We start from the raw sequence: 13,506 nt of genomic DNA, 5'->3' as shown, positions 1-13,506 counted from the left end.
ACCTTCCAGGCGGCGTTCACGGCGGTGGCCGTGGTCGTCGCCCTCGCCCTTTTCGCCTCCGCGTGCGCGACCGGCGGCACCGGCGCCCGCGACGAGGGCCCGGCCCACGCCGACTCGGTGAGCGGCGCGGACGCCTCGTCGTCGGTCACTCCCACGCCCGCCGCCTCGGCCTCGAAGGTCCCGGACCGCACGGAGGCCGTCCGGCTGGTCAAGGCGGACCCCGCGGTCTCGGCGGAGGTCAAGCGCGACCTGAAGCCGTGTGTGTCGGACGAGTATCCCGTCGACGTGTCGTACGGCGATCTGACCGGCGGGCCCGTGGACGACATCGTGGTCAACGTCCTGTCCTGCGGCGACGCGGTCAGCATCGCCTCGTACGTGTACCGGGAGCAGGGTGGCGCGTACCACAATGTGTTCAAGACCGAGGAGCCTCCGGTCTACGCGGAGATCGACCGCGGCTACCTGGTGGTGACGAAGCAGGTGTACGCCAAGGATGACGCGCTGTCGAACCCGTCCAGCGAGAACGTGCTGTCGTACCAGTGGATCTCCGGCCGCTTCGTCCAGCGGTTCGACACACGCACCGACTACGGCAACCTGGGTGGCGACACCGAGTCACCCTCACCCGACGGCTGAGGGCCGGCTACGGCGGCGGTGAACGATTCGCCCGATCCACGCGTCCCCCAAGGGGACACCACCTCCGGCACACCCCAGGCACACGACGCACCCCCAGCAGAACACGAGGACTGAGAGCACCGGGATGGCAGACCAGACCCACGTCCTGTTCGTCGAGGACGACGACGTCATCCGCGAGGCCACCCAACTCGCCCTGGAGCGGGACGGCTTCGCGGTCACCGCCATGCCCGACGGGGTGTCGGGCCTGGAGGCGTTCCGGACGAACCGGCCGGACATCGCGTTGCTCGACGTCATGGTCCCCGGCATGGACGGCGTCAGTCTGTGCCGCCGTATCCGCGACGAGTCGACCGTTCCGGTGATCATGCTGTCGGCGCGCGCCGACTCGATCGACGTGGTGCTGGGCCTGGAGGCGGGCGCGGACGACTACGTGACCAAACCGTTCGACGGTGCCGTGCTGGTCGCGCGGATCCGTGCGGTGCTGCGCCGGTTCGGACACGCGAGCGGCGGCGAGCGCGGCGTGGACGAGGCCGATACGGCCGCCACCGGCGGGGTGCTGGCCTTCGGGGACCTGGCGGTCGACACCGACGGCATGGAGGTGCGCAGGGCCGGGCAGCCGGTCGCGCTCACGCCGACCGAGATGCGGCTGCTGCTGGAGTTCTCCTCGGCGCCGGGCACCGTGCTGTCGCGGGACAAGCTACTGGAGCGGGTGTGGGACTACGGCTGGGGCGGTGACACCCGCGTCGTCGACGTCCATGTGCAGCGGCTGCGGCAGAAGATCGGCCAGGACCGCATCGAGACGGTCCGTGGCTTCGGCTACAAGTTGAAGGCCTGAGCGGGGCGGGCATGCGGGGGATGTTCAGACGCCCGGCTCCGTCCGGCATGGCGCACTCGGCGGGCCTCACGGACGCCTCACCGGTGACGAGCCGAGGGGCAGGCATCCGTACGGGTCAGGGTACGGGCTGTGACACGCGCGTGCGCGGGCGCATGAGCGGCCGCGTGGCCATCCGTACGGGCCTGCGGTGGAAGCTGAGCGCGGCGATCGCGCTGGTCGGCGCCCTGGTGGCGATCGTGCTGAGCCTGGTGGTGCACAACGCGGCCCGGGTCTCGATGCTGGACAACGCGCGCGACCTCGCCGACGAGCGGATCCAGATCGCGCAGCGCAACTACGAGCAGTCGAAGCGGCTGAACTTCCCGAACGCCACGATCGACGACCCGGAGCTGCCGGCGGCGCTGCGGGAGAAGGTCGAGGAGGGCCGGCGGGCCACCTATGTGACCGACACGGCGAGTGGCACGCCCGACATCTGGGCGGCCGTGCCGCTCAACAACGGCCGCGTCATGTCACTGCGCACCGGGTTCACCGACCGCAGCGAGGACATCCTCGACGACCTCGACCAGGCCCTGGTCATCGGCTCCATCGCGGTGGTCTTCGGCGGCAGCGCGCTCGGCGTGCTCGTCGGCGGGCAGCTGTCGCGCCGACTGCGCAAGGCGGCGGCCGCGGCGCACCAGGTCGCGAGCGGGGAACCGGACGTCCGGGTGCGGGACGCCATCGGGGGTGTCGTACGGGACGAGACCGACGATCTGGCGAGCGCGGTGGACGCCATGGCGGACGCGCTGCAGCAGCGGCTGGAGGCGGAGCGGCGGGTGACGGCGGACATCGCGCACGAACTGCGTACGCCGGTGACGGGTCTGCTGACGGCGGCGGAACTCCTGCCCCCCGGCCGGCCCACCGAACTGGTCCTGGACCGGGCCAAGGCCATGCGCACGCTCGTCGAGGACGTCCTGGAGGTGGCCCGCCTGGACAGCGCCTCGGAGCGGGCCGAGTTGCAGGACATCCTGCTCGGCGAGTTCGTCAGCCGGCGGGTCGCGGCGAAGGATCCCGCCATCGAGGTGCGGATCGTCCACGAGTCGGAGGTCACCACCGACCCGCGGCGCCTGGAGCGGGTGCTGTTCAACCTGCTGGCGAACGCCGCGCGGCACGGCAGGCCGCCGATCGAGGTCACGGTCGAGGGCCGGGTCATCCGGGTCCGCGACCACGGCCCCGGCTTCCCCGAGGACCTGCTCGCGGACGGGCCCAGCCGCTTCCGTACGGGCAGCAGCGACCGCTCGGGCCGCGGACACGGCCTCGGCCTGACGATCGCGGCAGGTCAGGCCCGGGTCCTCGGCGCCCGTCTGACCTTCCGCAACGTACGCCCGGCGGGTGCCCCGGACCATGTCCAGGCGGAGGGCGCGGTAGCCGTCCTCTGGCTCCCGGAGCACGCGCCGACGAACACGGGAAGCTACCCGATGCTGCCGTAGCGGCATCGGGGCCGCTCAGGGGCGGGCGGCACCGGGGCGGGCTCAGCCGAACGACTTGGAGAAGTCGAGTTCCTCACTCCGCTCGGTCAGCGAGTACCAGTTGCTGTTGTCGTCGCGGAAGATCGCCTCGATGCCGTACGGCCGCTCCTGCGGCTCCTGGATGAACTCCACCCCGCGTGCCCTGAACGTCTCGTAGTCCCCCCGGCGTTCGTCGGTCCGGAACGCCCCGGCCCCGATGACCCCCTTCCCGACGAGCGTCTTCAGCGCTTCGGAGGACTCGGGGTCGAGCCCGGGACCGTCGAGGCTCATCAGCGCGAGCTCGACGTCCGGCTGGTCCTTGGCGCCCACGGTGACCCACCGCATATCGCCCATCGAAAGATCGTTCCGCACCTCGAAGCCGATCTTCTCCGTGAAGAACGTCTTGGTGCGCTGCTGGTCGAACGTCCATACGGTGGTAATGCCAAGGCCCTTGATCATGACTGCTCTCCCGTGCTCCGGCTCTGTCTGCGGGGGCGGCAGCCCCCTGGCGGGGGCGAAGGGGCGGAGCCCCTTCAGAGGACGGGACGGGTAGGGGCGGCGGGGGCGAGACAAAAGGCGAAGGCCCCCGGGCAGGAACACCCGGGGGCCCACAGACACCGCCCGCTCAGACGGCCTCCACCACCGCAACCCGGGCCGACGCTCCATCCGCGGCCTCGGCGTCCCCCTTCGGCCCCGCCCCCCTGAGCGGCACCTCCTTGACGAACACCGCCGCGGCCAACGCCACCACAGCAACCACGGCCCCCAGCAGAAACGCCGAATGCGTCCCCGCCGACACCGCGTGCTGATACGCATCCCGCACAGCCTCCGGCAACCGCGCCAAGCCCGCCGCATCCACCTGCGCCGACTGCTCGGTCACCTTCGCCCCCAGCTCCCCGCCCCGCTCGGCCATGACGTCCTGCACCCGGCTGTTGAACAACGCGCCCATGATCGCCACGCCGAACGAGGACCCGAGCGTACGGAAGAGCGTGGTGGACGAGGACGCGACCCCCATGTCCTTCATCTCGACGCTGTTCTGCGCGACCAGCATGGTGATCTGCATCAGACAGCCCATACCGAACCCGACCACGGCCATGTACACCCCGGACGTGAGCCGGCTCGTGTCGGTGTCCATCAGCGACAGCAGGTACAGCCCGACGACCATCAGCACACTGCCGACGACCGGGAACACCTTGTACCGCCCGGTGTTCGTGGTCACCCGCCCCGCGACCATCGAGGTGACGAGCATCGCCCCGAGCATCGGCAGCAGCAGAAGCCCCGAGTTCGTGGCGGACGCGCCCTGCACGGACTGCTGGTACAGCGGCAGGAACAGCGTCGCGCCGAACATCACGAACCCGGTGATGAACCCGATCACGGACATCAGCGTGAAGTTCCGGCTACGGAAGATGTGCAACGGAAGCACCGGCTCCGCCGCCTTGGTCTGCCAGAACACGAACCCGACGAGCGCCGCGACCCCGATCCCGATGAGCTCCATGATCATCGCGGAGGTCCAGGCGTACTCCGTACCGCCCCAGGTGGTGACCAGCACGATCGCGGTGATGCCCACCGTCAGCAGCGCCGCACCCAGATAGTCGATCCGCGCCTGCGCCCGCTTCTTCGGCAGATGCAGGACGACACTGATCGCGGCGAGCGCCACGACACCGAGCGGCAGGTTGATGTAGAACGCCCAGCGCCAGCCCCAGTGGTCGGTGATGGTGCCGCCGACCAGCGGCCCGGCGATCATCGCGAGCGCCATCACGCCGGCCATCATGCCCTGGTACTTGCCCCGCTCCCGGGGCGGGATCAGATCACCGATGATCGCCATGACGCCGACCATCAGACCACCGGCGCCCAGCCCCTGCACGGCCCGGAACGCGATCAGCTGCCCCATGTCCTGGGCCATACCGCTCAGCGCGGACCCGATCAGGAACAGCACGATGGACGCCATGAAGACGCCCTTGCGCCCGTACATGTCACCGATCTTGCCCCACAGCGGAGTGGAGGCCGCGGTCGCCAGGGTGTAGGCCGTCACGACCCACGACAGATGCTCCAGCCCGCCCAGTTCACCCACGATCGTCGGCATCGCGGTGCCCACGATCATGTTGTCGAGCATCGCGAGCATCATCGTGATCATCAGCGCGAGCAGCACGACCCGTACGCTCTTCGGTTGCGGTTGCTTCCCGTCCGGCTCCGCCGCCCCGGGGTCAACTGCCTTTGTGTCCGCCATGGTTCCCACTCCCCCGGCCTCTCCCCGGCCACTCTTTTGCACTTACTTGCCGCCCGGCTAGTTGTCTACACTCAGGGAAGGTAGAGGCGTAACTAGCCGGGCGTCAAGTAAGTTTTATGGAAAGCCGAGGAGTACGAGGATGGGTGGCACCATGGACGGCACCAAGCAGCGGCGCCGCGGGAACACCCGCCAGCGCATCCAGGACGTGGCCCTCGAACTCTTCGCCGAACAGGGCTACGAGAAGACCTCCCTGCGCGAGATCGCCGAGCGCCTGGAGGTCACGAAGGCGGCCCTGTACTACCACTTCAAGACCAAGGAAGAGATCATCGTCAGCCTCTTCGAGGACCTGACGAAGCCGATCGAGGACCTGATCGAGTGGGGGAAACGGCAGCCGCACTCACTCGGGACCAAGCAGGAGATCGTCCGCCGCTACAGCCAGGCCCTGATCGACGCGGAACCGCTGTTCCGCTTCATGCAGGAGAACCAGGCGACGGTCCGCGAACTGAGCATCGGCGAGATGTTCAAGAACCGCATGCTCGGCATGCGCGACATCGTCATCGACCCGGACGCCGACCTGGTCGACCAGGTCCGCTGCATCAGCGCCCTGTTCACGATGCACGCGGGGATGTTCGTGATGAAGGACGTCGAAGGCGACCCCGAGGAAAAGCGCAAGGCCATCCTCGAGGTCGCCACCGACCTGATCACCCAGGCGCACAAGGGCGCCTGAACGGCTCGGCGTCTCAGATCTTCAGACCCTGGGCCCGCAGGAAGGCCACCGGGTCGATGGCGGAGCCGTAGTTGGCGGTCTTACGGATCTCGAAGTGCAGGTGCGGACCGCTGGAGTTACCGGTGTTGCCGGACCGGGCTATGTGCTGACCGGTCTTGACGACCTGGCCGACCTTCACGTCGACGCGCGACAGGTGGGCGTACTGGGAGTACGTCCCGTTGCCGTGCTTGATGACGACGGCGTTGCCGTACGCGGGACCGTCACCGGCGCCGTTGCCGCCGGCCTTGACGACCGTACCGCCGTGCGCGGCCATGACGTCGGTGCCGCTCGGGACGGCGAAGTCCTGCCCGCTGTGGGTGGACTGCCACATGCCGCCGGCCTGCGCGAAGCTGGCGGACTTCGTGTACTTCTTCACCGGGCTGACCCAGGACTCGGCCTTCTTCGCGGCGGCGCTCTGCGCCTGTACGGCGGTGGAGGCACCGGTGGCGGAGGTCATCTCGGCGGCGACCGCGCCTCCGGCGCCCAGCACGACCGAGGCCCCCAGGCCGGCGGCCAGCACAGCGGCACGGGTGCGGAACGTGGACGTACGGGACGAACGGAAGGAGAAGCGCGGGGACATGCGAAACCTCATGGGGACGACGACAGAGAGAACCACCCGACGCACAGGCATTCGTGCATTCGCCGGATGGCCATCCCTTGGTAACCCCGCCCCCGCCGCTGGCCAAAACCCGCTATCTACGACGGAAGCTAGTACTCCCCCATAAAAATCACCGCATCTTGACAGAGCAGCCATTCCGGACGAACCAGTACGGATACCGAAACCTACGGATGATTTCGGCGAAGAACGTCCCTTTTGTCCGTCAGTCCGTTTCCACTATTCCCACTAGTAACGGACAAATCGCCTGTGCGGCATGTCACCGCTGAGCGCAATCGCGAGACCCCGGAATGTGACGGGCGCTACGCTGCCGCTCCGCCGCCGAGGTCACTGAGGGGGAGGCCGCGTGGACCCGACGGTCATCGGCACCAAGCTGGCGTCCGGACTGGTCGGCCCGCTGGTCAAGAGGCTGTTCGTGCAGGAGGGCGCCGGGGCGGGCCTGGTCGACAAGCCCGTACGGCTCTCGGCGCTGGTCTCGTTCCGCGGCGAGAAGCGGACGCTGGGCGAGAAGGAGTTACGCAAGCTCGTCCGTGAGCTGGTGGAACGGGCGGCGCGCGAGACCCGCGGGGCACCGATCGACGAGGGCGAGCTCGCGGCGGTCGCGACGGCGCTGGAGCGAACCCTGCACGCGCTCGGGGATCTGGATCTCGACGACTGGAGACCGTACGGCTGGGGTACGAGGCGCTGGCCGGCGAACTGCACCGGCAGGCGGGCGGCGACCGGGCGCTGCGGCATCTCAGCGCCGACTCCACGCGCCTCTCCTTCCGTCTCCTCCACAGCGCCTGCCTGCACATCCTGCACTTCTTCACCCAGCGGTCCACCTTTGTCGCCCACACCCTCGTCGAGCAGAGCCGGCAGCTGGACCGGATGATCCGGCTCACCGACGTCCTCGTCGAGCGCCTGACCTCGCGCACCGCGCAGGACGCGGCCTTCGAGCAGCAGTACGCGCGGTACCTTGCGACCAGGCACAGCCGTCTCACCATCTACGGCATCGACCTGAACGAGTGCCCCGACTGGCCGCTCGACACGGCCTACCTGAGCCTGGAGGCCACGCGGGACCTGGAGATCCGCGCACTGCCCGAGGATCAGGTGACGCTCGGCCGGACCGCGGCCGCACCCCAGCCCGCCGAACAGGCCCTGGCCGGGCACGAGCGCGTGTTGCTGCGCGGAGTGGCCGGCTCCGGAAGACCACCCTGGTGCAGTGGCTGGCCGTCACCACCGCCCGCCAGGAGGAGCTGACCGGTCGACTCGCCCATCTCATGGGCCGCGTGGCCTTCGTCCTGCCGCTGCGCACCCTCACTCGCCAAGGCGCCCGCCTCCCCGTGCCCGGCGACTTTCTGAGCGCGGTCAGCTGCCCGGTCACCGGCTCCCAGCCGCCCGACTGGGCGGACCGCGTGCTCGCCGCCGGACGGGGCGTGCTGCTGATCGACGGTGTCGACGAGCTCCCGGAGCAGGAACGTGCCCGCACCCGGCGCTGGCTCGCCGACCTCCTCGCCGCGTTCCCCGGCAACCTGTGGCTGGTGACCTCGCGCCCGTCCGCCGTACGGGACGAATGGCTGGGCGGCGAGGACTTCACCGAGCTCACCCTCTCCCCCATGAGCCGCGACGACATAGCGGTGTTCGTACGCCGCTGGCACGAGGCGGCCGGCGCGGACCCGGCCCTGGGCGAGGCCCTGCTGGACTCGGTCCCCACCAAGCAGGACCTGGGCCGTCTCGCGACCAGCCCGTTGATGTGCGCCCTGATCTGCGCCCTGCACCGCGAACGCCGGGGCTTCCTGCCGCGCGGCCGCAAGGCGTTGTACGACGCCGCCCTGGCCATGCTCCTGGAACGCCGGGACCGCGAACGCGAACTGACGGTAGAGCTGGACGAGGAGTCCCAGGTCGAGTTGCTGCAGCGACTCGCCTACTGGCTGATCCGCAACGGCCGGGCGGAAATGGACCGCGCGGACGCCGTCCACCAGCTGGAGCGGCTGCTGAACGCGGACCGGCTCCCCGCCCACATCCGGCTCAACGGCGCCGAGGACTGACCCACTCGGCATTAAGTGACGCACGCCTCTGACGACTTACCCCTCAGTAACTTTATCTTTCCCCTCACGCCATCCCCACCCACGAACATGCACGCGACAACAACACAGCGCACGTGACGTGAGAGGACCCCCCACATGACGCTTCGCCGCCCCTGGGCGCGCCGTATCGCGGCCGGAACCGTCTCCGCGGCCGCCCTCGTGACCCTCGCGGTCCCCGCCGAAGCCGCGACGGCGGCCACCGCTACGAGCGCCTCCACGGCCACGACCACGGCCGCCGCCGAGGACGTCGACTACGACACCTGGCAGAAGGACTGCCAGGCCGTGATGGGCCAGGCGCTGCCCGAGCTGAAGCAGCGGATCGCGAGCACCAAGCCGGGTGAGAAGCAGGCGATCGTCTTCGACATCGACAACACCACCCTGGAGACGGACTTCGGCTTCAGCTACCCGCAGCCGGCCAACGAGCCGGTGCTGGAGGTCGCCGAGTACGCCCAGCAGCACGGCGTCTCCCTCTTCTTCGTGACCGCCCGCCCGGGCATCATCGCCTCGGTGACCGACTACAACCTCAAGCACGTCGGCTACCAGGTCTCCGGCCTCTACGTCCGCAACTTCGGCGACCTCTTCAAGGACGTCGCCGCGTACAAGACGGCCCAGCGCGTCGCCATCGAGAACAAGGGCTACACGATCATCGCGAACATCGGCAACAGCGCCACCGACCTGTCGGGCGGCCACGCCGAGAAGACGTACAAGCTGCCGGACTACGACGGCCAGCTTTCCTGACGAGGCACACGGAGGCACCCACAAAGGGGCTGCCCCGGGACCAAGTCCCGGGGCAGCCCCTTTGGTTCAAGCCCAGCGCAGCGGCTAGGCGTCCTTGCTCAGGTTCGGCCCGGTTCCGCCGGCCGCCTGCTCGATCGGCGGGACGTCCGGCAGCGCCGACTTCTCCTCACCGCGGAAGGTGAAGGTCTTGGCGTCGCCCTCGCCCTCGGTGTCCACGACCACGATGTGACCGGGACGCAGCTCGCCGAAGAGGATCTTCTCCGACAGCGAGTCCTCGATCTCGCGCTGGATGGTCCGGCGCAGCGGCCGGGCGCCCAGCACGGGGTCGTAACCCTTCTTGGACAGCAGCTCCTTGGCGGACTGGGAGAGCTCGATGCCCATGTCCCGGTCCTTCAGGCGCTCGTCCACCTTGCCGATCATCAGGTCGACGATCCGGAGGATGTCGCCCTGGGTCAGCTGCGGGAAGACGACCACGTCGTCGACGCGGTTGAGGAACTCGGGACGGAAGTGCTGCTTGAGCTCGTCCGACACCTTGTTCTTCATGCGCTCGTAGTTGGTCTTCGTGTCACCCGAGGCCGCGAAGCCCAGGTTGAAGCCCTTGGAGATGTCCCGGGTGCCGAGGTTGGTCGTCATGATGATGACCGTGTTCTTGAAGTCCACGACCCGGCCCTGGGAGTCGGTCAGGCGACCGTCCTCCAGGATCTGCAGCAGCGAGTTGAAGATGTCCGGGTGGGCCTTCTCGACCTCGTCGAAGAGGACGACGGAGAACGGCTTGCGGCGGACCTTCTCGGTCAGCTGGCCGCCCTCTTCGTAGCCCACGTAGCCGGGGGGCGAACCGAAGAGACGCGACACCGTGTGCTTCTCGCTGAACTCCGACATGTCGAGGGAGATCAGCGCGTCCTCGTCACCGAAGAGGAACTCGGCGAGCGCCTTGGACAGCTCGGTCTTACCGACACCGGACGGGCCGGCGAAGATGAACGAACCACCCGGACGCTTCGGGTCCTTCAGACCGGCGCGCGTACGGCGGATCGCCTTCGACAGCGCCTTGACGGCGTCGTTCTGGCCGATGACCCGCTTGTGCAGCTCCTCCTCCATACGGAGCAGGCGGCTGGACTCCTCCTCGGTCAGCTTGAAGACCGGGATACCGGTGGCCGTGGCGAGGACCTCGGCGATCAGCTCGCCGTCGACCTCGGCGACGACGTCCATGTCGCCGGCCTTCCACTCCTTCTCCCGCTTGGCCTTCGCGGCCAGGAGCTGCTTCTCCTTGTCGCGGAGGGAGGCGGCCTTCTCGAAGTCCTGCGAGTCGATCGCGGACTCCTTGTCCCGGCGGACACCGGCGATCTTCTCGTCGAACTCGCGGAGGTCCGGCGGCGCGGTCATCCGGCGGATGCGCATCCGGGAACCGGCCTCGTCGATCAGGTCGATCGCCTTGTCCGGCAGGAAGCGGTCCGAGATGTACCGGTCGGCCAGGGTGGCGGCCTGGACCAGCGCCTCGTCGGTGATGGAGACGCGGTGGTGCGCCTCGTACCGGTCACGCAGACCCTTGAGGATCTCGATCGTGTGCGGCAGGGACGGCTCGGCGACCTGGATGGGCTGGAAGCGGCGCTCGAGGGCCGCGTCCTTCTCCAGGTGCTTGCGGTACTCGTCCAGCGTGGTCGCACCGATGGTCTGCAGCTCACCACGGGCCAGCATCGGCTTCAGGATCGAGGCCGCGTCGATGGCGCCCTCGGCGGCACCCGCACCGACCAGCGTGTGGAGCTCGTCGATGAACAGGATGATGTCGCCGCGGGTGCGGATCTCCTTGAGCACCTTCTTCAGGCGCTCCTCGAAGTCACCGCGGTAGCGGGAGCCGGCGACCAGCGCGCCGAGGTCCAGGGTGTAGAGGTGCTTGTCCTTGAGGGTCTCGGGCACCTCGCCCTTGACGATGGCCTGGGCGAGGCCCTCGACGACGGCGGTCTTGCCGACGCCGGGCTCACCGATCAGGACCGGGTTGTTCTTGGTACGGCGGGACAGCACCTGCATGACCCGCTCGATCTCCTTCTCGCGCCCGATGACCGGGTCGAGCTTGGACTCACGAGCGGCCTGGGTGAGGTTCCGGCCGAACTGGTCGAGGACCAGGGACGTCGAGGGCGTGCCCTCGGCAGGCCCGCCGGCGGCGGCGGTCTCCTTGCCCTGGTAACCGGAGAGCAGCTGGATCACCTGCTGCCGCACCCGGTTCAGATCTGCGCCCAGCTTGACCAGGACCTGGGCGGCGACGCCCTCGCCCTCACGGATCAGGCCGAGCAGGATGTGCTCCGTGCCGATGTAGTTGTGGCCCAGCTGAAGGGCCTCGCGGAGCGACAGCTCCAGGACCTTCTTGGCACGGGGGGTGAAGGGGATGTGCCCGGACGGGGCCTGCTGGCCCTGGCCGATGATCTCCTCCACCTGCTGGCGGACCGCCTCGAGCGAAATCCCGAGGCTCTCAAGGGCCTTGGCGGCGACACCCTCACCCTCGTGGATCAGGCCCAGGAGGATGTGCTCGGTGCCGATGTAGTTGTGGTTGAGCATCCGGGCTTCTTCCTGAGCCAGGACGACAACCCGCCGCGCGCGGTCGGTGAACCTCTCGAACATCGTTAATCGCTCCTCAGAGCGGTCAGGCAGTGGGGGGAACTTCCCCTCCCTGTCCTTCCGCAGCTTAGTCCCGCAAGCGGGGACCGCTCATTCCAACTGCCGACACCGTCGATGGCCTCCTGACCCCTGACGCCGACATCTGCTCCAACCCGATGGTGCGAGACGATGTTCCCGCAGGCCAGGTGGTTACCCTCACCATCAGTACGCCGATGGCGAACGTGAGACCCACTGTCCTGCGTGTCGCCCCCTCCCACTAGGGATGTCTTACCCGCTGGGACTGACACTCCATGCCGCGCCCCCCGGTTCCCTCCGCTACGGGCGAACAACCTTGCGCCACCCCACACTCCCGAGCGCCCCGTCTTTCGCCACTCTGCGCATCCACGTGAACACCGAGCGTAACCAGTACGCCTTTTCGGTGGTTCACCTGGCATGGCTGGCACACGCCCCGCGATCATCACGGACTCCGCCACGATCCCCCTCCCCCGTCGGCCGCTCGATCCGAGGGATCAGGTCCGCCGGTGGTACGAGAACGAACTGGGCTGGCCGGTGGTGCCCGGGATCCCGGGATCCCCGCTGCGCCTTCGGGTCGGTCCGCGCTTCGACGTCCTGGACGTACCGGCCGAGGCGGGTCGCGCGGCACTGCGTCATCTGACGCCGGCCTCACCGGTGGCCGTCCAGGGCGACCGGATGCGGCTGCTCATGGCCACGGGCAGCGCGGAGGAGGTGCCGGGGGTGCTGGACTGGCTGGAGTGGGGCGCACTGGCCCTGGACCTGACGGCGCTCGGCGAGGGCGACCTCATGGAGGCCCCCCTGCCACCCGAGCCGGGGTCGGTCATGGCCGTACGGCGCCCTGTCGGTCCTGTGCCGAGGGGGGGCCGTACGGCGTCCCGGCCCGCCGGGGCCCTGCGGAACGCGGCCGCTCCCCCTGGACCGCTCCGCTTCAGTACCGGGGGCCGCCGTGTGGCTGCGGCCCCCCGAGCCTGGGGGCGAGGTCGAGGCCTCGCTGCCGACGCTGTCGGCCTTGGGGGGCGGTGGGGGCGCCCCCGATCTCGTGCGGGTTCTGGACACGGTGGCAACGCGGTGCCACCGACTGTGGCTGCGACGCGCGTGCGCCCAGTCGTCGGCCTGTCCGTAGATCAGGCGTTGGCCTTCTCGTACGCCTCGCGAATGGTCGCCGGGACGCGGCCGCGGTCGTTGACCTCGTAACCGTTCTCCTTGGCCCACGCGCGGATCTGCGCGGTGTCCTGGCTGCCACCGGAAGCGGCGCGCGCCTTTCCGCGGCCACCCGAAGCGCGACCTCCGGTACGACGGCCGCCCTTCACGTAAGGGTCGAGAAGGCCACGGAGCTTGTCCGCATTGGCAGTCGTGAGATCGATCTCGTACGTCTTGCCGTCCAGCGCGAACGTGACCGTCTCGTCCGCCTCGCCGCCGTCGAGGTCATCGACAAGAAGGACCTGAACCTTCTGTGCCACCGGATTTCCTTTCATCGATAACTTGAGGGCCGGGGGTCTGCGGCGTCCGCCGTTTCGCCGTCCCCTGTTAT

The 13,506-nt window shown here is 69.0% G+C and carries 11 protein-coding genes and 1 pseudogene; 7 read left to right on the top strand and 5 right to left on the bottom strand.

The features are described from left to right. Positions 1-24: 24 nt before the first annotated feature. From ABIE67_RS26635 to cseC, 3 genes are all read left to right on the top strand, one after another. Positions 25-630, top strand: coding sequence for a hypothetical protein (locus ABIE67_RS26635; RefSeq protein ID WP_370268984.1), 606 nt, complete (start codon positions 25-27; stop codon positions 628-630). Positions 631-754: 124 nt separating this feature from the next. Then, positions 755-1,462 carry a two-component system response regulator CseB gene (gene cseB / locus ABIE67_RS26630; RefSeq protein WP_370262211.1) on the top strand — a complete coding sequence of 236 codons (708 nt, stop codon included), beginning with the start codon at positions 755-757 and terminating at the stop codon, positions 1,460-1,462. Positions 1,463-1,473: 11 nt separating this feature from the next. Then, positions 1,474-2,925, top strand: a complete 1,452-nt coding sequence (gene cseC, locus ABIE67_RS26625; RefSeq protein WP_370262209.1) for a two-component system sensor histidine kinase CseC — start codon at positions 1,474-1,476, stop codon at positions 2,923-2,925. Between the two features lie 42 nt (positions 2,926-2,967). On the opposite strand, the gene ABIE67_RS26620 is transcribed toward cseC, so the two are convergent. Further along, positions 2,968-3,402: a VOC family protein gene (locus ABIE67_RS26620; protein ID WP_370262207.1), complete on the bottom strand. Its 435-nt coding sequence runs from the start codon at positions 3,400-3,402 to the stop codon at positions 2,968-2,970. Between the two features lie 166 nt (positions 3,403-3,568). Further along, on the bottom strand, positions 3,569-5,167 hold the full coding sequence (locus ABIE67_RS26615; RefSeq protein ID WP_370262204.1) for an MDR family MFS transporter: 1,599 nt from the start codon (positions 5,165-5,167) through the stop codon (positions 3,569-3,571). A 139-nt stretch (positions 5,168-5,306) separates the two neighbouring features. Here ABIE67_RS26615 and ABIE67_RS26610 point away from each other — a divergent pair, with 139 nt between their 5' ends. After that, the gene (locus ABIE67_RS26610; RefSeq protein ID WP_370262200.1) at positions 5,307-5,894 is read left to right on the top strand and encodes a TetR/AcrR family transcriptional regulator; all 588 of its coding nucleotides are present in this window, start codon (positions 5,307-5,309) and stop codon (positions 5,892-5,894) included. Between the two features lie 13 nt (positions 5,895-5,907). Here the strand turns inward: ABIE67_RS26610 and ABIE67_RS26605 are convergent, their stop codons facing one another. Further along, complete coding sequence (locus ABIE67_RS26605) at positions 5,908-6,513, bottom strand: M23 family metallopeptidase (RefSeq protein ID WP_370262196.1); 606 nt, start codon at positions 6,511-6,513, stop codon at positions 5,908-5,910. Between the two features lie 382 nt (positions 6,514-6,895). Here ABIE67_RS26605 and ABIE67_RS26600 point away from each other — a divergent pair. Next, positions 6,896-8,546 (top strand): annotated as a pseudogene (locus ABIE67_RS26600) (NACHT domain-containing NTPase); the annotation flags it as partial. Positions 8,547-8,711: 165 nt separating this feature from the next. Beyond that, positions 8,712-9,353 (top strand): HAD family acid phosphatase, encoded by a 642-nt coding sequence (locus tag ABIE67_RS26595; protein ID WP_370262192.1) that lies wholly within the window; start codon positions 8,712-8,714, stop codon positions 9,351-9,353. A gap of 84 nt (positions 9,354-9,437) precedes the next feature. Here ABIE67_RS26595 and ABIE67_RS26590 read toward each other — a convergent pair whose 3' ends face one another. Further along, positions 9,438-11,963: an ATP-dependent Clp protease ATP-binding subunit gene (locus ABIE67_RS26590; protein WP_370262190.1), complete on the bottom strand. Its 2,526-nt coding sequence runs from the start codon at positions 11,961-11,963 to the stop codon at positions 9,438-9,440. 429 nt (positions 11,964-12,392) lie between these two features. Between ABIE67_RS26590 and ABIE67_RS26585 the strand changes: the two genes are divergently transcribed. Further along, on the top strand, positions 12,393-13,169 hold the full coding sequence (locus tag ABIE67_RS26585) for an SCO3374 family protein (protein ID WP_370262188.1): 777 nt from the start codon (positions 12,393-12,395) through the stop codon (positions 13,167-13,169). On the opposite strand, the gene ABIE67_RS26580 is transcribed toward ABIE67_RS26585, so the two are convergent. Further along, complete coding sequence (locus ABIE67_RS26580; RefSeq protein WP_062725607.1) at positions 13,100-13,435, bottom strand: Lsr2 family protein; 336 nt, start codon at positions 13,433-13,435, stop codon at positions 13,100-13,102. The two genes, ABIE67_RS26585 and ABIE67_RS26580, sit on opposite strands and share 70 nt — an antisense overlap. Positions 13,436-13,506 lie beyond the last annotated feature (71 nt).

The organism is Streptomyces sp. V4I8, from assembly GCF_041261225.1.
Classification (GTDB): domain Bacteria; phylum Actinomycetota; class Actinomycetes; order Streptomycetales; family Streptomycetaceae; genus Streptomyces.
This window is presented reverse-complemented; position numbering and strand designations above follow the sequence as displayed.

Bases quoted from the DNA above. Each gene is read 5' to 3' on its own strand.
- cseB (WP_370262211.1), top strand. From the start codon at position 755: ATGGCAGACCAGACCCACGTCCTGTTCGTCGAGGACGACGACGTCATC.
- cseC (WP_370262209.1), top strand. From the start codon at position 1,474: ATGCGGGGGATGTTCAGACGCCCGGCTCCGTCCGGCATGGCGCACTCG.
- ABIE67_RS26620 (WP_370262207.1), bottom strand. From the start codon at position 3,402: ATGATCAAGGGCCTTGGCATTACCACCGTATGGACGTTCGACCAGCAG.
- ABIE67_RS26615 (WP_370262204.1), bottom strand. From the start codon at position 5,167: ATGGCGGACACAAAGGCAGTTGACCCCGGGGCGGCGGAGCCGGACGGG.
- ABIE67_RS26610 (WP_370262200.1), top strand. From the start codon at position 5,307: ATGGGTGGCACCATGGACGGCACCAAGCAGCGGCGCCGCGGGAACACC.
- ABIE67_RS26605 (WP_370262196.1), bottom strand. From the start codon at position 6,513: ATGTCCCCGCGCTTCTCCTTCCGTTCGTCCCGTACGTCCACGTTCCGC.
- ABIE67_RS26595 (WP_370262192.1), top strand. From the start codon at position 8,712: ATGACGCTTCGCCGCCCCTGGGCGCGCCGTATCGCGGCCGGAACCGTC.
- ABIE67_RS26590 (WP_370262190.1), bottom strand. From the start codon at position 11,963: ATGTTCGAGAGGTTCACCGACCGCGCGCGGCGGGTTGTCGTCCTGGCT.
- ABIE67_RS26585 (WP_370262188.1), top strand. From the start codon at position 12,393: ATGGCTGGCACACGCCCCGCGATCATCACGGACTCCGCCACGATCCCC.